General features: G+C 58.1%; 17 protein-coding genes. 14 read left to right on the top strand and 3 right to left on the bottom strand.

Features of this window, described 5'->3' with window-relative positions; translation table 11 throughout:
* The first annotated feature begins 113 nt into the window (after positions 1-113).
* The 11 genes from ACODS3_RS23155 to ACODS3_RS23105 all read left to right on the top strand — a co-directional run bounded on the left by ACODS3_RS23155 (position 114) and on the right by ACODS3_RS23105 (position 14,237).
* A complete protein-coding gene (locus ACODS3_RS23155; RefSeq protein WP_489036463.1) occupies positions 114-2,885 on the top strand; it encodes an LPS-assembly protein LptD in 2,772 nt (923 codons plus the stop codon).
* Entirely contained in the window at positions 2,866-4,188 is a 1,323-nt protein-coding gene (locus ACODS3_RS23150) for a peptidylprolyl isomerase (protein WP_201018141.1), read from the top strand. Before ACODS3_RS23155 ends, ACODS3_RS23150 begins: the two co-directional genes overlap by 20 nt.
* Positions 4,185-5,174 carry a 4-hydroxythreonine-4-phosphate dehydrogenase PdxA gene (pdxA, locus tag ACODS3_RS23145; RefSeq protein WP_489036460.1) on the top strand — a complete coding sequence of 330 codons (990 nt, stop codon included), beginning with the start codon at positions 4,185-4,187 and terminating at the stop codon, positions 5,172-5,174. Before ACODS3_RS23150 ends, pdxA begins: the two co-directional genes overlap by 4 nt.
* Complete coding sequence (rsmA, locus tag ACODS3_RS23140) at positions 5,171-5,977, top strand: 16S rRNA (adenine(1518)-N(6)/adenine(1519)-N(6))-dimethyltransferase RsmA (RefSeq protein WP_201018143.1); 807 nt, start codon at positions 5,171-5,173, stop codon at positions 5,975-5,977. The genes pdxA and rsmA overlap by 4 nt, the downstream gene beginning before the upstream one ends.
* 120 nt (positions 5,978-6,097) lie before the next feature.
* Positions 6,098-6,478: a Co2+/Mg2+ efflux protein ApaG gene (gene apaG / locus ACODS3_RS23135; RefSeq protein ID WP_201001808.1), complete on the top strand. Its 381-nt coding sequence runs from the start codon at positions 6,098-6,100 to the stop codon at positions 6,476-6,478.
* Complete coding sequence (locus ACODS3_RS23130) at positions 6,478-7,362, top strand: symmetrical bis(5'-nucleosyl)-tetraphosphatase (protein WP_201001807.1); 885 nt, start codon at positions 6,478-6,480, stop codon at positions 7,360-7,362. Before apaG ends, ACODS3_RS23130 begins: the two co-directional genes overlap by 1 nt.
* A gap of 23 nt (positions 7,363-7,385) precedes the next feature.
* Positions 7,386-7,706: a thiosulfate sulfurtransferase GlpE gene (glpE, locus tag ACODS3_RS23125; protein ID WP_201018144.1), complete on the top strand. Its 321-nt coding sequence runs from the start codon at positions 7,386-7,388 to the stop codon at positions 7,704-7,706.
* A 336-nt stretch (positions 7,707-8,042) separates the two neighbouring features.
* Entirely contained in the window at positions 8,043-9,965 is a 1,923-nt protein-coding gene (locus ACODS3_RS23120) for a PrkA family serine protein kinase (RefSeq protein WP_201001805.1), read from the top strand.
* A 116-nt stretch (positions 9,966-10,081) separates the two neighbouring features.
* The gene (locus tag ACODS3_RS23115; protein ID WP_198724432.1) at positions 10,082-11,353 is read left to right on the top strand and encodes a YeaH/YhbH family protein; all 1,272 of its coding nucleotides are present in this window, start codon (positions 10,082-10,084) and stop codon (positions 11,351-11,353) included.
* Positions 11,350-12,912 (top strand): SpoVR family protein, encoded by a 1,563-nt coding sequence (locus ACODS3_RS23110; protein ID WP_201001804.1) that lies wholly within the window; start codon positions 11,350-11,352, stop codon positions 12,910-12,912. The genes ACODS3_RS23115 and ACODS3_RS23110 overlap by 4 nt, the downstream gene beginning before the upstream one ends.
* A gap of 86 nt (positions 12,913-12,998) precedes the next feature.
* The gene (locus tag ACODS3_RS23105) at positions 12,999-14,237 is read left to right on the top strand and encodes a multifunctional CCA addition/repair protein (protein ID WP_201018145.1); all 1,239 of its coding nucleotides are present in this window, start codon (positions 12,999-13,001) and stop codon (positions 14,235-14,237) included.
* 8 nt (positions 14,238-14,245) lie between these two features.
* On the opposite strand, the gene folK is transcribed toward ACODS3_RS23105, so the two are convergent.
* Positions 14,246-14,761, bottom strand: a complete 516-nt coding sequence (gene folK / locus ACODS3_RS23100; protein ID WP_304575691.1) for a 2-amino-4-hydroxy-6-hydroxymethyldihydropteridine diphosphokinase — start codon at positions 14,759-14,761, stop codon at positions 14,246-14,248.
* Positions 14,752-15,105, bottom strand: a complete 354-nt coding sequence (gene folB, locus ACODS3_RS23095; protein ID WP_201001801.1) for a dihydroneopterin aldolase — start codon at positions 15,103-15,105, stop codon at positions 14,752-14,754. Before folB ends, folK begins: the two co-directional genes overlap by 10 nt.
* Positions 15,106-15,179: 74 nt before the next feature.
* Here folB and plsY point away from each other — a divergent pair, with 74 nt between their 5' ends.
* The gene (plsY, locus tag ACODS3_RS23090) at positions 15,180-15,749 is read left to right on the top strand and encodes a glycerol-3-phosphate 1-O-acyltransferase PlsY (RefSeq protein WP_489036455.1); all 570 of its coding nucleotides are present in this window, start codon (positions 15,180-15,182) and stop codon (positions 15,747-15,749) included.
* 49 nt (positions 15,750-15,798) lie between these two features.
* On the opposite strand, the gene tsaD is transcribed toward plsY, so the two are convergent.
* Positions 15,799-16,824: a tRNA (adenosine(37)-N6)-threonylcarbamoyltransferase complex transferase subunit TsaD gene (gene tsaD / locus ACODS3_RS23085; RefSeq protein WP_201001799.1), complete on the bottom strand. Its 1,026-nt coding sequence runs from the start codon at positions 16,822-16,824 to the stop codon at positions 15,799-15,801.
* Between the two features lie 198 nt (positions 16,825-17,022).
* Between tsaD and rpsU the strand changes: the two genes are divergently transcribed.
* Positions 17,023-17,238: a 30S ribosomal protein S21 gene (rpsU, locus tag ACODS3_RS23080; protein ID WP_002551877.1), complete on the top strand. Its 216-nt coding sequence runs from the start codon at positions 17,023-17,025 to the stop codon at positions 17,236-17,238.
* 469 nt (positions 17,239-17,707) lie between these two features.
* Positions 17,708-19,663, top strand: a complete 1,956-nt coding sequence (gene dnaG / locus ACODS3_RS23075; protein ID WP_201001798.1) for a DNA primase — start codon at positions 17,708-17,710, stop codon at positions 19,661-19,663.
* Positions 19,664-19,694 lie beyond the last annotated feature (31 nt).

Here is a 19,694-nt window from a genome sequence, read left to right as displayed (position 1 = left end):
GGCGCTAGCCGTCAAGCGGGTCATGCTTTATTATCCGGGATCTTTTTCAGCCCATCGAGAGGCGTGCGGCCCCCCCGCGGGCAGATGGCGCGCAGGAAGCCCGGACTAATAAGATGGCATTGAAATCCCCCGCGTTTCGTAAAAAATTTCCGTTGCTCGTAACCGGCAGTCTGCTGGCGATGCAACCTCTGGCCACTCAGTTCGTGGTTGCCGCGGAACAGTATGACTGCTCAGTCTCTGCTTCGGGTGCCTGGAACTGTGCGCCGAAATCAAATACAGCTGCTGTAGAGCTGCCTCCACGTCCCGTGCATAACGCGACCGAGGTCAGTTCCAACGGCACAGTGATTTCGCAAGGCACCACGGCTGGCAAACCTGCCAATACAGCGCTGCTGGTCACCGAAGCCAAAGGCAAAGGCCTGGCATCGCGTAGTGCTGACTACAGCCACCTTGACTGGGTTCCCCGTGAAAAGCTCACGCCTGCGCAACTGGCCGAAACCGGTCCTTATTGCTCCGGTGCCTATGTAGAGCCGATCCGTCCGGGCATGGATGACAAGACGCCCAAGAGCGACGCCCCGACATTCATCGGAGCCAAGGTCTCGCGTTACCAGCAGGAAGAGCAGATCGCGACCCTGGCAGGCGATGTCGTATTGCGTCAGGGCAGCATGCAGGTCCAGGCTCAGGAAGCGGCCCTGTATCAGGCCGAGAACCGTGGCGAACTCAACGGTGATGTCCGTTTGCGCGACAACGGCGCCTTGATCGTTGGCGACAGGGCAGAGCTGCAACTCGACACCGGCGAAGCCCAGGTCGACAACGCCGAGTATGTCCTGCACAAGTCGAACATCCGCGGTAACGCCCGTTACGCAAAACGTGCAGAGAACGCGATCATCCGCCTCAAGGATGGTACATACACCTCATGCGAACCCGGCAGCAATGCCTGGACGCTCAAGGGCAACAACATCACGCTGAACCCGGCTACCGGTTTCGGCACCGCGACCAACGTTACGCTGCGGGTCAAGGACATACCGGTACTCTACACGCCGTATATCTACTTCCCGATCGACGATCGTCGCCAGTCAGGCTTCCTGCCACCGACCATTGCTGCAGGTGGCGACAACGGCTTCACGCTGGTCACGCCTTACTACTTCAACCTGGCGCCCAACTACGACGCCACGTTGTATCCACGCTACATGGCCGACCGCGGCCTGTTGATGGAAGGCGAATTCCGTTACCTCACCAAGAGCAGCGAAGGCCAGTTCGGCGGCGCTTACCTCAATGACGAGAATGACGAGCGCAGGCTGCAGTCCGAGTACGAAAAAACCCGCTGGATGATGAACTGGCAGCACGTGGGTGGCCTGGACTCCCGCTGGATGACCAAGGTCGACTACACCGACATCAGCGACCCGTACTACTTCCAGGATCTGGAAACCGATCAGATCGGCGTGAACACACCTGAGTTCCTCAACCAGCAAGGGTCCCTGACCTATCGCGGTGACAGCTACAGGGCAATGTTCAACGTCCATGCCTACAAGATGGCATCGATCGCCAACATCACGCCATACGACCGTCTGCCACAGCTGACCCTCAACGGCACACTGCCCTTCAGGCCGGCGGGCCTTCGTTTCGATTATGAAACCGAAGCCGTGCGTTTCGAGCGTGACCTGCAAACCGGCACCTACTTCGACAGGGATGGCAACCCGGAAGCCCGTCTGGACACCAACGTAGGCGGCCTTGCACGCGCCAACGGTGATCGTCTGAACCTGGCTCCGTCGGTCAGCCTGCCGATGAACTGGACCTATGGTTTCCTGACGCCCAAGCTGAAGTATGTCTACACCCAGTACGACCTGGATCTGGACAGCCGCGGCAGAGCCGCCGTGCCTGACTTCGAAAGCAAGCAGACCCGCAGCGTGCCAATCGTGAGCGTGGACAGCGGCCTGTACTTCGACCGCAATACCCAGTGGTTCGGCAAGGATTATCGCCAGACTCTTGAACCGCGCATGTTCTATCTCTATTCACCCGAGAGAGATCAGGAAGACATTCCGGTTTTCGACACGAGTGAAAGCACGTTCAACTACTCGTCCCTGTTCCGCGACAACCGCTTTACCGGTTACGACCGTATCGGTGACGAGAACAAGCTTTCCTTCGGTGTCACCAACCGCTGGATCGAAGAAAACGGCTTTGAACGTCAGCGCTTCAGCATTGGTCAGGCGGTGTACTTCAGTGATCGCAAGGTTCAACTGCCGGGCATCACCTTCGCCGACCGCGACGATGCCAAGGCCAATGTTTCGCCTTATGCACTGGAGCACGAATATCGCTTCAACCGCGATTTCCGTATCAACTCCGACTTCAACTGGGATCCGGACAGCCGCAGCACCCGTTCGGGCAGCACGATGCTGCATTACCAGCCTGAAGATAACCCGGGCAAGATCATCAACGCCGGCTACCGCTATCGCAACGACCAGGTCCGCTACGACGAGAACACTGGCCGCTGGACAGTGGGCGGTGGCAACTATGGTACGCCTGGCCAGCCGGGCTACGTGAAGGACTACTACAAGATCCAGCAACACGATTTCTCGGTCATCTGGCCAATCGTGCCGCAATGGAGCCTGATCAGCCGCTGGCAGTATGACTACAACCGCGACCGTACCCTTGAAGCCTTTGGTGGTTTCGAGTACGACAACTGCTGCTGGAAACTGCGTCTGATCAACCGTTACTGGGTCGACTACGACGAATACAGCCAGGAAGCCCCTCAGAACGAAAAAGGCGACCGCGGCATATTCCTACAAATTGTGCTGAAGGGACTTGGTGGCGTTACCGGCGCCAAAGTAGAGACCTTCCTGGACAAAGGCATTCAAGGTTATCGTGAACGTGAAGACCAAGCTTTCTGATTGTTTGCGCCCGCTGATGCTGGGCGCGTTACTCCTGAGCGGCGCTGTTCATGCAGCGGTCCAACCTCTGGACAGCGTAGTGGCCATCGTCGATAACGACGTGATCATGAAAAGCCAGATGGACCAGCGTGTTCGCGAAGTCCAGCAGACCATTGCCAAGCGCGGGGCCGGCACACCACCGGCCGAAGCGCTTCAGCCGCAGGTACTCGATCGCCTGATCCTGGAAAACCTTCAACTGCAGATTGGCGAGCGCTCCGGCATTCGCATCACCGATGAAGAGCTGAACCAGGCTATCGACACCATTGCCCAGCGTAACAACATGAGCGTTGAGCAATTCCGTGCAGCCCTGGCTCATGACGGCCTGTCCTACAACGATGCCCGCGAGCAGGTTCGTCGCGAGATGATCATCAGCCGCGTGCGCCAGCGTCGTGTGGCCGAGCGTATCCAGGTGTCCGAACAGGAAGTGAAGAACTTCCTGGCCTCGGATCTGGGCAAGGCTCAGTTGTCCGAAGAGTTCCATCTGGCCAACATCCTGATCGCGACACCAGACAGCGCTTCGTCCGATGCGATTCAGGCGGCGGCCCGTCAGGCTCAGGACATCTACGGTCAATTGCAGAAAGGTGCCGACTTCGCTCAACTGGCCGTTGCACGATCGGCAAGCGAAAGCGCACTGGAAGGCGGCGACATGGGCTGGCGCAAGGCAGCTCAACTCCCACCACCTTTCGGTGACATGCTCAGTTCGATGCGTCCAGGCGAGGTGACTCCACCGGCACGTACACCGGGCGGTTTCATCATCCTCAAGCTGCTGGAAAAACGCGGCGGCGAAGGCCAGACCCAGATACGCGACGAAGTGCATGTGCGTCACATCCTCATCAAGCCAAGCGAAATCCGCAGCGAAGAAGAGACACGCCGTCTGGCTACCAAGCTTTATGATCGCATCGAGTCTGGCGAGAACTTCGGCGAACTGGCGAAGAGCTTCTCGGAAGACCCGGGTTCGGCGCTCAATGGTGGCGACCTGAACTGGGTGGATCCGAACTCTCTGGTTCCAGAGTTCCGCGCAGCGATGAACGACACACCACAAGGCGTGCTGTCCAAACCCTTCAAGACAGCTTACGGCTGGCACATTCTGGAAGTTCTTGGCCGCCGCGCCACCGACGCCACCAGCCAGGCCCGTGACCAGCAAGCCCTGGGCGTACTGCGTAACCGCAAATACGACGAAGAGCTGCAAACCTGGCTGCGTCAGATCCGTGACGAAGCCTACGTTGAAATCAAACTCCCTGGCGCAGCCCAGGCTGCACAGTGAAGCCAAAGCGTTTCGCACTGACACCCGGCGAGCCGGCCGGCATTGGTCCTGACCTGTGCCTGCTGCTCGCCACGCAGCCTCAGCCATACCCCCTGATAGCAATTACCAACCGTGACCTGCTCCTGGAGCGGGCCACGCAGTTGGGCGTGGCTGTCAATCTGCTTGCCGTCACCCCTGACGCCTTTCCGGACGCACCGGCGCCTGCCGGCAGCCTGTATGTCTGGGATACGCCCTTGCAGGCCAAGGTGGTTACTGGCGCGCTGGACAAGGCCAATGCCACTTTCGTACTGCAGACCCTGACTCGCGCCGCTCAAGGCTGTGTCGACGGGCTGTTCGCCGGGATGATTACCGCTCCTGTCCACAAGGGCGTGATCAACGAGGGCGGCATCGCCTTCTCCGGCCATACGGAATTTCTTGCAGAACTGACTAACACCGAGCAAGTCGTGATGATGCTGGCTACGGGCGATCTGCGCGTGGCGCTGGTCACCACCCATCTTCCGCTGCGCGACATTGCCGATGCCATTACACCGGAACGCCTGGAGCGCGTCACACGCATCCTGCATGCCGATCTGGTCAACAAGTTCGGCATAGCCCGGCCACGCATTCTGGTCTGCGGCCTCAATCCGCATGCCGGCGAAAGCGGTCATCTGGGCCGCGAAGAAATAGACATCATCGAACCAACCCTGGAGCGTCTGCGCAGCGAAGGCATCGACTTGCGAGGCCCGCTGCCTGCCGACACTCTGTTTACCCCCAAATATCTGGAGCACTGCGATGCAGTGCTGGCGATGTATCACGACCAGGGCCTGCCCGTGCTGAAATACAAAGGTTTCGGCGCGGCAGTCAATATCACGCTCGGCCTGCCGATCATCCGCACTTCCGTCGATCATGGCACTGCGCTGGATCTGGCTGGCAGCGGAAACATCGACACCGGCAGCCTGAAAGTAGCCCTGCAAACCGCCTACCAGATGGCCGAGACTCATTCATGACCGAGCAATACCAACACCGGGCGCGCAAGCGCTTCGGGCAGAACTTCCTGCATGACGCGGGCGTTATCGACAAGATCCTGCGCGCCATCCGGGCCAAGCCTGAAGACCGCCTGCTGGAAATCGGCCCGGGCCAGGGTGCCCTGACAGAAGGGCTGCTCAACAGCGGCGCGCACCTCGATGTGGTTGAACTGGACAAGGACCTGATCCCGATCCTCAACAGCCAGTTCGCAGGCAAGCCGAACTTCAACCTGCATCAAGGCGATGCCCTGAAGTTCGACTTCAACAGCCTGGGCGCTGCGCCCAACAGCCTGCGTGTCGTGGGCAACCTGCCCTACAACATTTCCACGCCGCTGATTTTTCATCTGCTGCAAAACGCCGGCCTGATTCGCGACATGCACTTCATGCTGCAAAAGGAAGTGGTCGAGCGGCTCGCCGCCGGACCGGGCGGCGGAGACTGGGGCCGCCTGTCGATCATGGTTCAGTACCACTGCCGTGTGGAACACCTGTTCAACGTCGGGCCGGGAGCATTCAACCCGCCACCGAAAGTGGACTCTGCCATTGTCCGCCTTGTGCCCCATGAAACACTGCCACACCCGGCCAAGGATCACCGCCTGCTGGAGCGCCTTGTGCGCGAAGCCTTCAACCAGCGCCGCAAGACCCTGCGCAACACACTCAAACTACTGCTGAGCGCAGATGACATTGCGGCTGCCGGTGTCGATGGCAGCCTGCGTCCCGAGCAACTGGATCTTGCTGCATTTGTCCGTCTGGCGGACAAACTCAGTGAAAAGGCAGGGGTGGAATAATCTGAAGGGGCAAGTAAATGGCTATGTGCCGTTAGTCATTTTCCGTTTACTTGTCCTAGACTGACCTATCTATCGAATGCTCCAGTTTTTTCCGCTGCTATAGCTTTCAAGGTCTACCGCATGCCCGATTCCCGTTATCAGGTCGACGTCAGCGTCGTCACGCGCTTCCTCGCAGAACAATCGCAACCCGAGCAGAATCGCTTCGCCTTCGCTTACACCATCACCGTCCACAATAACGGCGAACTGCCTGCCAGGCTGCTTTCACGGCACTGGGTCATCACTGACGGTGACGGCCATGTCGAAGAAGTGCGTGGTGAAGGCGTCGTAGGCCAACAGCCATTGATCCAGGCTGGCCAGAGCCACACTTACAGCAGCGGCACAGTGATGACGACGAAAGTCGGCAACATGCAAGGCTCGTATCAGATGCTCGCCGAAGACGGCAAACGCTTCGATGCAGTGATTGCGCCCTTCCGCCTTGCCGTACCAGGTGCCCTTCACTGATGGCGGTATATGCCGTTGGCGACCTGCAAGGTTGCCTTGAACCGTTGAAATGCCTGCTCGACGATGTCCGGTTCGATCCGGCCAGGGATCAGCTATGGCTAGTGGGCGACCTGGTCAACCGTGGCCCGCAATCGCTGGAAACGCTGCGTTTTCTCTACAGCATCCGCGAGTCCATCGTCTGTGTACTGGGCAATCATGACCTGCACCTGCTGGCCGCCTCACGCAAGATAGAACGCCTCAAGAAATCCGACACCCTGCGCGAGATTCTTGAAGCGCCGGACAGCAATGAACTACTGGATTGGGTGCGTCGGCAAAAACTGATGCACTACGACGCCCAGCGCAATATCGCCATGGCCCACGCAGGCATAGCCCCGCAGTGGTCGCTGAAAAAAGCCCTCAAGTGCGCCAGCGAAGTCGAACAGGCCTTACAGGACGACAATCTGTACGAGCCCTTTCTGGATGGCATGTACGGCAATGAACCCGTCAAGTGGGACAATGACCTGCAAGGCGTGACAAGGCTGCGCGTCATCACCAACTATTTCACCCGCATGCGCTTCTGTACCCGCGAAGGCAAGCTCGACCTCAAGAGCAAGGAAGGCATCGAGACCGCCCTGCCAGGCTACAAACCATGGTTCCAGCACGAGAATCGCAAGACCCGGGACCTGAAGATCATCTTCGGCCACTGGGCAGCCCTTGAAGGCAAGTGCGACGAGCCCGGCATTTATGCGCTGGACAGCGGGTGCGTGTGGGGCGGCGCCATGACCCTTATGAACGTCGACACCCTTGAACGTCATCGCTGCGATTGCGATGCTGTCGGCAATGCCGCCCCACGCCCGGCAACATCCCTCATTTCCCAGCCAGAGGCCAGCGAGGCCCGGCGTTAAAAGATCAGCTCAGGAGCCCAATCATGACCGAATTCAAACGCATTCCCCCTGAACAGGCCCACGCCCTGCGCGAACAGGGCGCCGTACTGGTGGACGTTCGCGACCCTCAGGCTTTCGCCAGCAACCACATTCCCGATTCGCAGCATCTGGACAATCACTCGATCGCTGACTTCATCGCCAAGGCCGATCTGGACAAGCCGCTGGTGGTGGTCTGTTACCACGGAAACTCCAGCCAGAGTGCTGCAGCCTATCTCGTAGGCCAGGGCTTCTCCGACGTGTACAGCCTGGACGGTGGTTTCGAGTTGTGGCGCACCACGTTCCCGGGCGAAACAGCGCAAGGTTAACGACAGAACGGATGCTGGTGCAGATATGTATAAACGGCCAGCACGACTCTGAAAAAATATTTTTATCCGGCTGATCCCGCGTCCTGCGCGGGTTCGCGCCCAAACTGACGAACGGTCAGCCCGACTTCTTGTTCATCCCTTCTTTATCTTTCTGAATCCGAACTATCCTTAGCCTCAGGCCATCCGTAATCAGGGGAGAGCCGGTACACCGGCGCGTGGGTCATCGGTAGTTACTTTTATGGTGTTCTGGGGGGTAAACGGCATCTGGATACTCAGCTGCTGCCAGCATCGACTGACGATCCGCCGCCGGCTCAACGTATCGAGCGAGGTGACGTCATGAGTATTTTTAGCCACTTCCAACAACGCTTTGAAACCACACGTCAGGAAGAGCTCTCGTTACAGGAGTATCTGGAGCTCTGCAAACAGGATCGCAGCGCCTACGCCTCTGCCGCAGAACGTCTTCTGCTGGCCATTGGCGAGCCCGAACTGGTGGATACCTCCACCAACTCACGGTTGTCGCGGATCTTTTCCAACAAGGTGATCCGGCGTTATCCGGCCTTTGCGGACTTCCATGGAATGGAAGAATGCATCGACCAGATCGTGTCGTATTTCCGCCACGCAGCCCAAGGCCTTGAGGAAAAGAAACAAATCCTCTATCTGCTGGGTCCGGTGGGTGGCGGCAAGTCGTCTCTGGCTGAAAAGCTCAAACAACTGATCGAAAAAGTCCCCTTCTACGCAATCAAGGGTTCGCCGGTCTTCGAGTCGCCACTGGGGTTGTTCAATGCAACCGAAGACGGTGCCATTCTCGAAGAGGACTTCGGCATCCCTCGGCGCTACCTCAACACCATCATGTCGCCATGGGCGACCAAACGTCTGGCTGAGTTCGGGGGCGACATCAGCCAGTTCAAGGTGGTGAAACTTTATCCATCGGTTCTCAACCAGATCGGCGTGGCGAAAACCGAGCCGGGTGACGAGAACAACCAGGACATTTCCGCTCTGGTGGGTAAGGTCGATATCCGCAAGCTTGAGGAATTCCCGCAAAACGACGCAGACGCCTACAGCTATTCAGGCGCTCTGTGCCGGGCCAACCAGGGCCTGATGGAATTCGTCGAGATGTTCAAGGCACCTATCAAGGTCCTGCACCCGTTGCTGACTGCGACTCAGGAAGGCAACTACAACAGTACCGAAGGCCTGGGGGCGATTCCGTTTACGGGCATCCTGCTGGCTCACTCCAACGAATCGGAATGGCACAGCTTCCGTAACAACAAGAACAACGAAGCCTTCATCGACCGTATCTACATCGTGAAAGTGCCGTACTGCCTGCGTGTCAGCGACGAGATCAAGATCTACGACAAGCTGCTGTTCAACAGCTCGCTGGCCAAGGCGCATTGCGCGCCCGACACACTGAAAATGCTGGCGCAGTTCACGACTCTGTCGCGCCTCAAAGAGCCGGAAAACTCCAACATCTACTCCAAGATGCGTGTGTATGACGGCGAGAATCTCAAAGATACAGACCCCAAGGCCAAGTCGATCCAGGAGTACCGCGACAGTGCGGGCGTCGACGAAGGCATGAACGGCCTTTCAACCCGCTTCGCATTCAAGATCCTGTCCAAGGTCTTCAACTTCGATCCACACGAAATCGCCGCCAACCCGGTACACCTGTTGTACGTGCTGGAGCAGCAGATCGAACAGGAGCAATTCCCGGCTGAAACCCGTGAGCGCTATCTGCGTTTCATCAAGGAGTATCTGGCACCGCGCTACATCGAGTTCATCGGCAAGGAAATCCAGACCGCGTACCTTGAGTCCTACAGCGAATACGGTCAGAACATCTTCGACCGCTACGTGCTGTATGCAGACTTCTGGATTCAGGACCAGGAATATCGTGATCCGGAAACCGGTGAAATTCTCAACCGTGTCGCCCTGAACGAAGAGCTGGAAAAGATCGAAAAACCTGCCGGCATCAGCAACCCGAAAGATTTCCGCAACGAGATCGTCAACTTCGTGCTGCGTGCCCGCGCCAACAACAACGGCAAGAATCCAACCTGGCTCAGTTACGAAAAACTGCGTGTGGTGATCGAGAAGAAAATGTTCTCCAACACCGAGGACCTGCTGCCAGTCATCAGTTTCAACGCCAAGGCCAGCAAAGAGGATCAACAAAAACACAACGACTTCGTCACCCGAATGGTCGAGCGGGGCTATACCGACAAACAGGTGCGTCTACTCTCCGAGTGGTATCTGCGCGTGCGCAAGTCACAGTGATGCAGCGGTAAGCTACAAGCCTCAGGCAACAAGCTGGGACGGTCGGGTTCACAGATACGACCGCAACCAGCTTGTAGCTTGAAGCTGCTTTCTACTTGCGGCTGCCCGGAGGGCCTATGAGCTATGTGATCGACCGACGCCTCAATGGCAAGAACAAGAGCACGGTAAATCGCCAGCGGTTTCTGCGGCGTTATCGTGACCACATCAAAAAAGCAGTGGAAGAAGCGGTCAGTCGTCGCTCCATTACCGATATGGAGCATGGCGAGCAAATAAGCATTCCCGGTCGCGATATCGACGAGCCGGTGCTTCATCATGGTCGCGGTGGCAAACAGACGGTTGTCCATCCCGGCAACAAGGAATTCTCCAGCGGCGAGCATATCGCCCGCCCGCAAGGTGGTGGCGGTGGCAAGGGGCCTGGCAAGGCAAGCAACTCCGGCGAAGGCATGGACGAGTTCGTCTTCCAGATCACCCAGGAAGAGTTTCTCGAATTCATGTTCGAGGACCTCGAGCTGCCCAACCTGGTCAAGCGAAACCTGACCGGCACCGACACGTTCAAGACTGTACGCGCCGGGATCAGTAACGAGGGCAACCCCTCGCGCATCAATATCATTCGTACCCTGCGCTCGGCCCATGCACGCCGCATCGCGCTGTCCGGCAGCAGCCGCGCCAAGCTCAAGGAAACGGTGAACGAGCTGGAGCGTCTCAAGCGCGAAGAACCAGACAACTTCGGCGACATCCAGGAACTGGAAGTAGAAATAGACCGTTTGAAAGCGCGGATTCGTCGCGTGCCCTACCTGGACACCTTCGACCTCAAGTACAACCTGCTGGTCAAGCAACCCAACCCAAGCTCGAAAGCGGTGATGTTCTGCCTGATGGACGTCTCTGGCTCCATGACCCAGGCGACCAAGGATGTCGCCAAGCGCTTTTTCATCCTGCTGTACCTGTTTCTCAAGCGTAACTACGACAAGATCGAAGTCGTGTTCATCCGCCACCACACCAGCGCCCGCGAAGTTGACGAAGAAGAGTTCTTCTATTCACGGGAAACCGGCGGCACCATCGTTTCCAGCGCTCTGAAGCTGATGCAGGAAATCATGGCCGAACGCTACCCGAGCAACGAATGGAACATCTATGCAGCCCAGGCTTCCGATGGCGATAACTGGAACGATGACTCACCGATCTGCCGCGAAATCCTGACCAAGCAGATCATGCCTTTCGTGCAGTACTACACCTACGTGGAGATCACCCCACGCGAGCATCAGGCCTTATGGTTTGAATACGAACGCATCGGTGAAGAGTTTGCCGATACGTTTGCCCAGCAGCAGCTGGTCTCTGCCGGTGATATCTATCCGGTATTCCGTGAACTCTTCCAGCGCAGGTTAGTGACATGACCGCTAGAGAGCAGAAGCGCCAACCCCTCTCCACAGGGTCCGAGTGGACATTTGAACTGATCCAGGCCTACGACCGCGAAATCAGCCGTATCGCTGATCGCTACGCTCTGGATACCTATCCGAACCAGATCGAGGTCATCACGGCCGAGCAGATGATGGATGCCTATGCCTCGGTGGGCATGCCGCTGGGCTATCATCACTGGTCATACGGCAAACACTTCCTGAGTACCGAGAAATCCTACACTCGCGGGCAGATGGGGCTGGCCTACGAGATCGTGATCAACTCGGATCCGTGCATTGCCTATCTGATGGAAGAAAACACCATCTGCATGCAGGCTCTGGTCGTCGCCCACGCCTGCTACGGGCATAACAGCTTCTTCAAGGGCAATTACCTGTTCCGGACCTGGACCGATGCCAGTTCGATCATCGATTATCTGGTCTTCGCCAAGCAGTACATCATGCAATGCGAAGAGCGCCATGGCATCGATGCAGTGGAGGACCTGCTCGACTCCTGCCATGCCCTGATGAACTATGGTGTTGACCGCTACAAGCGGCCCTATCCGATTTCAGCAGAGGAAGAACGACGCCGACAAAAGGATCGTGAAGAACACCTGCAACGGCAGATCAACGACCTGTGGCGCACCATTCCGAAAAGCGCCGACAAGGGCAACAAGGAAGACAATGCCCGCTTCCCTGCCGAACCCCAGGAAAACATCCTGTACTTCATCGAAAAACATGCACCGCTGCTGGAGCCATGGCAGCGCGAAGTGGTGCGCATCGTGCGCAAGATTGCCCAGTACTTCTATCCGCAGCGCCAGACCCAGGTGATGAACGAAGGCTGGGCGACGTTCTGGCACTACACGCTGATGAACGATCTGTACGACGAAGGCCTGGTCACCGACGGTTTCATGCTGGAGTTCCTGCAGTCGCACACCAGCGTGGTCTACCAGCCTGGCTTCGACAGCCCCTATTACAGCGGCATCAACCCGTACACCCTGGGCTTTGCCATGTATCAGGACATTCGGCGCATGTGCGAACACCCGACCGATGAGGATCGCCACTGGTTCCCGGAGATTGCAGGCACAGACTGGCTGACGGCAATCAAGTTCGCCATGTCCAGCTTCAAGGACGAGAGCTTCATTCTCCAGTACCTGTCACCCAAGGTCATTCGTGACCTCAAACTGTTCAGCATCATGGATGACGATCAGAAAGATGACCTGCTGGTGCCCGCGATTCACGATGAAGCCGGCTATCGGACCATTCGGGAAACCCTGGCAGCCCAATACAACCTGGGCAATCGCGAACCCAACGTGCAGATCTACAGCATCGACCGCCGTGGCGACCGTTCGCTGACACTGCGCCATCAACAACACAACCGCAAACCACTGGGCGACTCCACGGACGAAGTGCTCAAACACCTGCACCGTCTGTGGGGCTTCGATATCCACCTGGAAACCCTGCAAGGCGATCAGGTGATGAAAACTCACCATGTCCCGCCACGCGGCGAACATGCCGAGGGCGACTATCCGAGGCTCGACCTGGCAGTTGTTCACCTCTGAGGAGCAGAGCCAGGAAGAATGTTTTTAAGTTTTAACCTCCGCGAGGGCGACTCAGGTTTATCCTGTCGCGCTTACGGAGGTTTTTTATGCAGATTTATAAAGTGGGTGGCGCTGTACGCGACCGCCTTCTGGGTCAACCCGTTACCGACAGTGACTGGGTAGTCGTAGGCGCCAGCGCCGAAGAAATGCTGATCAAAGGCTATCGCCCGGTTGGCACTGACTTTCCGGTCTTTCTTCACCCGCTCACGGGTGAGGAATACGCTCTGGCCCGTACCGAGCGCAAAAGCGGCGTCGGCTACGGCGGCTTTGTCTTTCATGCCAGCCCCGAAGTTACCCTTGAACAAGACCTGATCCGCCGCGACCTGACCATCAACGCCATTGCCGAAGACAAGGACGGTAATCTGACCGACCCCTATGGTGGTCAGCGCGATCTTGAAGCACGGGTATTGCGTCATGTTTCCCCTGCTTTCGCCGAAGATCCCCTCAGGGTATTGCGGGTAGCCCGCTTTGCCGCACGTTATGCCTCACTGGGCTTCAGCATCGCGCCAGAGACGCTGGAACTGATGCGTCAGCTCAGCGAATCCGGCGAACTCAAGGCCCTGACACCCGAGCGCAGCTGGAAGGAGATCTCCAGGGCACTGATGGAAGATCAGCCTCAGGTTTTCATTCAGGTGCTACATGATTGCGACGCCCTCAAGGAGTTGCTTCCTGAAGTCGAGGCATTGTTCGGCGTGCCGCAGCCTGCCGCCCATCACCCGGAAATCGACACGGGCAAGCATGTACTCAGCGTACTAGAGCAATCCGCCATCCATAAACATCCGCTGAGCGTGCGCTGGGCCTGCCTGCTGCATGACCTGGGCAAAGGACTGACGCCCGAATCCGAATGGCCACGGCACATCGCACACGAGCATACGGGCCTGCGCCTGATAAAAGCCGTCAACGAGCGCTTCCGGGTACCGAAGGAATGTCAGGAACTGGCGCTGCTGACAGGCCAATATCACACCCATGGACATCGTGCGCTGGAACTCAAGCCTTCGACGTTGCTGGAGCTGCTGCAAAGCTTCGACGTCTATCGCCGCCCGCAGCGATTCGAAGAGTTCATCGCCGCCTGCGAGATGGACGCCCGTGGGCGCGACGGTTTCGAGGAGCGCAGTTATCCACAGGCTGACTATCTGCGCGGCGCGGCCCATGCAGCCCGGACCGTTGCGGTCCAGCCCCTGGTTGAAAAGGGCTTGAAAGGGCAGGATTTGGGAAATGCGCTGAAAAGCGAACGGCTGGATGCGCTCAAGGTGTACAAGGCTGAGTGCGCTGCGCTTCGCGAATGAATTCGCGCCTACACGGCATCCGGCGTTAATTGCTTGCCGCGCCACTCGAACGCTACAGGCCAGAGCTGTTGATCGATCTGCGCATCAGCCCAGAGCGTGCCGAAAGGCACGCCAACACCTGGATGCAGGCGATCCGCCGCGATCAGCGACAAGGGCCACAGCACAAAGGCATTCTTGAGAATTTCTGCACGCGGCAGGATCAATCCGTCGAAATTACCGACCTGCTCGCCATACAGGAGCACGTCGATATCCAGCGGCAGACCCTTGCGATCAGGCGCGTAACGGCCGTTATCGGCTTCGATCATCTTCAAACGGCGGTCCAGCTCCAGCAATGGCAGATCAGTCAGCGCCGAAACCACCAGATTGAAGAACGGACCGCTCTTGATCCCCACCGGCTGGCTCTCGAATACCGGCGAGCAGGTCAGCTCGCTCAGGAATGAATCCAGTGCATCCAGCCCGGCATGCAGGTGCCTTTCGCGCTCGATATTACTGCCGAGCCCCAGAAAAACCCGAGTCAGGGACATCCGCGCTCAATCTCCACGCCCACACCCGCAGCAGCAGCGACAGCGCCCGGCTTGGTCAGCCTCAGACGCAGCCAGGGAATATGAAACTCGCTCATCAACACTTCGGCCAGACGCTCGGCAAAAGTCTCCACCAACTGGAACTGCGCCTGCTCGGCAAAGGCCTGAATACGGGTTGAAACACTCGCATAGTCCAGCGCCTTGCTCAGGTCGTCACCCGCGGCGGCAGGCCGGTTATCCCAGGCAAAACTCAGGTCCAGCCGCAAGCACTGGCGAATGCCACGCTCCCAGTCATAAGCGCCGATCACCGTATCGACCTCAAGACCGTCGATGAAAACTCTGTCCAAGCACTACTCTCCACTGCACGACAAGGGCGCGATGCGCCGTTAGAATCAGGGCATCCTCGCCCGGAATGGTTAGCATGTTTTGGTTACTGGCTATTTTCGCCTACCTGCTCGGCTCACTGTCCTTCGCCATCCTGCTCAGCCGCCTCAATGGCAGCCCGGACCCGCGCGCCAGCGGCTCAGGCAATGCAGGCGCAACCAACATGCTGCGTCTGGCCGGCAAAAAGCTGGCCGTCCTGACCTTGATCGGTGACCTCTGCAAAGGTCTGATACCGGTACTCCTCGCCAGCCTTGGCGGCCTTGGCCCCGGAGAACAAGCCTGGATCGGCGTTTGCGCCGTATTGGGCCATTTGTTCCCGTTGTACTTCCGTTTCAAGGGCGGCAAAGGCGTTGCAACCGCAGCCGGAATGCTGCTGGGGCTCTACCCTCCTGCCGCCGCCCTGGCCATTACGACCTGGCTGCTGACGTTCTACCTGACACGTACCAGCTCGCTTGCTGCGTTGATCGCCACACCATTGACCCTGCCACTGCTGGCCTGGCAGGAACCCCGGGCACTGTTGCCCATGAGTGTCCTGACCTTGCTGATCGTCTGGCGTCACCGAGGCAATCTACGCGACCTGCTCGCCGGGCGCGAACGGCATTTCTGAGGCGCGGCATGAAAACAGCTCAACTTCACGCCACACCGCTGAAAAACAATCAGATACCCGGCAACTGCTCCATCGGCCAACGCGCCTGCACGGTGATGCTCAAGTCTTCCTTCTGACCTGCCAGCAGACGCTGACAGCCCGCGAACGCGATCATCGCACCATTATCGGTGCAGAACTCGGGACGAGCGTAGTAAACATTACCGCGCAGATCACTCAGCATGCTCTCAAGCGACAGTCGCAACGCCTTGTTGGCACTGACGCCACCCGCGATGACCAGGCTCTTGAGGCCGGTCTGCTTGAGCGCACGCTTGCACTTGATGGTCAAAGTCTCCACTACCGCCTGCTGGAAGGCCAGAGAGATGTCGCAACGGGTTTGCTCGCTGTCGTCTCCAGCGCTCTGGCACTGCTGCCAGGTATTGAGCGCAGAGGTTTTCAGGCCGCTGAAGCTGAATACCAGGCCCGGGCGGTCGGTCATCGGGCGCGGGAATACAAAGCGCCCCGCGACACCGCGAGTCGCCAGCCGCGAGATTTCAGGACCACCGGGATATTGCAGGCCCATCATCTTGGCCGTCTTGTCGAAAGCTTCGCCTGCAGCGTCATCCAGGGTTTCGCCCAGCAGCTCGTAACGACCAATGCCGTCGACCCTAACCAGTTGCGTATGCCCACCGGACACCAGCAAGGCGACGAACGGAAACTGTGGGGGTTGCTCTTCAAGCATCGGAGCCAGCAGATGGCCTTCCATGTGATGGACGCCAAGAGCCGGAATATCCCAGGCAAATGCCAGAGCCTGGGCACAGGAAGCGCCCACCAGCAAGGCACCGACCAGACCCGGCCCGGCCGTGTAGGCAATGGCATCGATATCGGTCGCGACACAGTCCGCTTCGGCCAGAGTCTGGCGAATCAGCGGCAACATGCGCTTTACATGATCGCGTGACGCCAGCTCCGGCACCACGCCACCATAGGCGCGATGCAGGTCGATCTGACTGAACAATGCGTCAGCCAGTAAACCGCGCTCGCTGTCGTAAAGTGCGACGCCGGTTTCATCACAAGAAGTTTCTAATCCCAGTACTAACATGGGTTTGCGCCTTGTAGGGGGCAGATTTGAAGGCGCGCATGATAGTCGTCGCTCAAGGCTCCGACCAGCGGTTTTCGATCAGAGGCTTTGCATTCCTCTCAATGAGGGGTTAACATCCGCAACCCTTAAAAACCGACGTACTTTTGTGCAGTGTTTGCACGAGGCGTTGACCCCGGTAATGAATGAAGGTAGCTCTGGATGCCAGCCGTCAAAGTTAAAGAGAACGAACCCTTCGACGTAGCTCTGCGTCGTTTCAAGCGCTCCTGCGAAAAAGCCGGTGTTCTGGCTGAAGTTCGTAGCCGCGAATTTTACGAGAAGCCGACTTCCGAGCGTAAGCGTAAGGCAGCTGCTGCTGTCAAGCGTCACGCCAAGAAAGTCCAGCGCGAACAGCGCCGCGCCGTTCGTCTGTATTAATTTACAGCCGTACGTCGCAAGCTTCTGCCTTGCCCGGCCATCAACGCCGGGCTGTCGGCAGTTGGAGCACTAGCCTCACGCTTCATTGACAGAGGCCGTCGAAGCCGCACATGCGACCCAGACAAATCCGTCAAAGCACGTCCAGCCTGCTTCAGGCAACATTGATTGATCTGCCCTTCGGGCAGGCTTGATCAATGAGCATGACGAGCATGCCTTGATGACTTCGCAAGAAGCTCAGCCAAGGCAGCGTCTCTTGCGATCACTCAGTGAACACCAAAGCTACAGGCTGAAGTCGAATTCACATGAAATCGCTGCGCACTTATTTCCTTTCAAAGCTGCAGGCCCGATTATCGGATGCCGATACCCATCCGTATGTCGCTACCATTGCTGACAAAGGCGGCCGACAGGTTGGCGCACGCTTACAGATTCGCCACGATACTTTCGTAACAAGCCTGATGACGAGAACGCCATGGCAGGGCTAATCCCCCAAAGCTTCATTGACGACCTTCTGAACCGCACCGACATCGTCGATGTTGTCAGCTCGCGCGTGCAATTGAAGAAAACCGGGAAAAACTTCAGCGCCTGCTGCCCGTTCCACAAAGAGAAAACCCCCTCTTTCAGTGTCAGCCCTGACAAACAGTTCTATTACTGCTTCGGTTGCGGTGCCGGCGGCAACGCACTGGGCTTCATCATGGACCACGACAACCTGGACTTTCCCCAGGCTGTCGAGGAACTAGCCAAAGCGGCAGGCATGGAAGTGCCGCGCGAGCAGAGCGTCAAAGGCCAGAAGCCACGCCAGCCGACCGACTCTCCGCTGTATCCGCTGCTGACAGCCGCCGCCGAGTTTTATCGCCAGGCCCTGAAAAGCCACCCGATGCGCAAGGCCGCCGTGGACTACCTCAAGGGCCGCGGCCTGTCGGGCGAGATCGCACGAGACTTCGGCATGGGGTTCGCCCCGCCGGGCTGGGACAATCTCTACAAGCACCTGAGCAGCGACACACTTCAGCAAAAGGTCATGATCGATGCCGGCCTGCTGATCGAGAACGCGGAAACCGGCAAACGCTACGACCGCTTTCGTGACCGGGTCATGTTCCCGATCCGCGACTCACGAGGCCGCGTCATCGCCTTTGGTGGCCGGGTACTGGGCGACGACAAGCCCAAATACCTGAACTCCCCTGAAACCCCGGTGTTTCACAAGGGACAGGAACTGTACGGCCTGTTCGAAGCGCGCAAGTACAACCGCAATCTCGACGAAATCATCGTTGTCGAAGGCTACATGGATGTCATTGCCCTGGCCCAGCAAGGCCTGCGCAATGCCGTCGCCACCCTGGGCACCGCGACCAGCGAAGAGCACCTGAAGCGACTGTTCAGGGTCGTGCCCAACGTGCTGTTCTGTTTTGACGGCGACCAGGCCGGCCGAAATGCCGCATGGCGCGCACTGGAGGCCACCCTGTCGAGCCTTCAGGACGGACGGCGCGCACGCTTCCTGTTTCTGCCCGAAGGCGAAGACCCGGACACCCTGGTGCGCTCCGAAGGTACTGACGCCTTCAAGGCGCGCATCAATCAGCATGCTCAACCGCTGGCCGACTACTTCTTCGAGCAACTGACCAAGGAATCCGACCCGCGCTCGCTCGAAGGCAAAGCCCACATGGCCACCCTTGCGGCACCGCTGATCGACAAGGTTCCCGGCGCGAATCTGCGCACGCTCATGCGCCAGCGCCTGAGCGAAATCACCGGCCTCAATAACGAAGCCGTCAGTCAGTTGGTACAAAGTGCGCCCGCAGATGTGCCTCCCAGCTACGATCCGTACGTCGATTACGACGCAATGCCGGATTTCGCGGATTACCAGCAGCACGGCGGCTACGAAGAGCAGCCGCAATGGACGCCCAAGAAAACCGGCGGTCAGAATCAGAAAAAATGGGACAAGAAGCCCTGGGACAAAAAAGGCAAGCGTCAGGAGTTCGAGCCTCGCGCCCCGCGCGTACCAACGGCAGTCGAACCGCCGTTGCAGGCAGCACTGAGAACCCTGCTGCACCACCCGGAACTGGCCGAAAAGGTCGAAAATGCGAGCCACTTCGCCGCAGAAGACCACGCACAGGCACAGCTACTGGTCGCCCTGATCGAGGCCCGACAAAAGAATCCGAATCTTCGGTCGTTACAATTGATAGCGCGTTGGCACGGCACGGAACAAGGCCGATTGCTGCGCGCACTGGCAGAAAAGGAATGGTTGATCGAGGCCGACAACCTTGAACAACAGTTTTTCGACACTATAACTAGGCTATCGGCAAACCAACGTGAGCGGAACATTGATCAATTGATCATCAAGGATCGCCAAGTCGGCCTGACGGCAGAAGAGAAAACTCTACTGCTCCAGCTGCTTAGTCGCAATGTTTCTGCACAAAACCCGACCTCAACTGGCGCGTGAGGTCATAGCTCGGGTATAATCCTCGGCTTGT

The sequence above is a fragment of the Pseudomonas sp. FG43 genome (assembly GCF_057809175.1).
The sequence above is the reverse complement of the archived record's forward strand: the minus strand, read 5'-3'. Positions and strand labels throughout refer to the sequence as shown.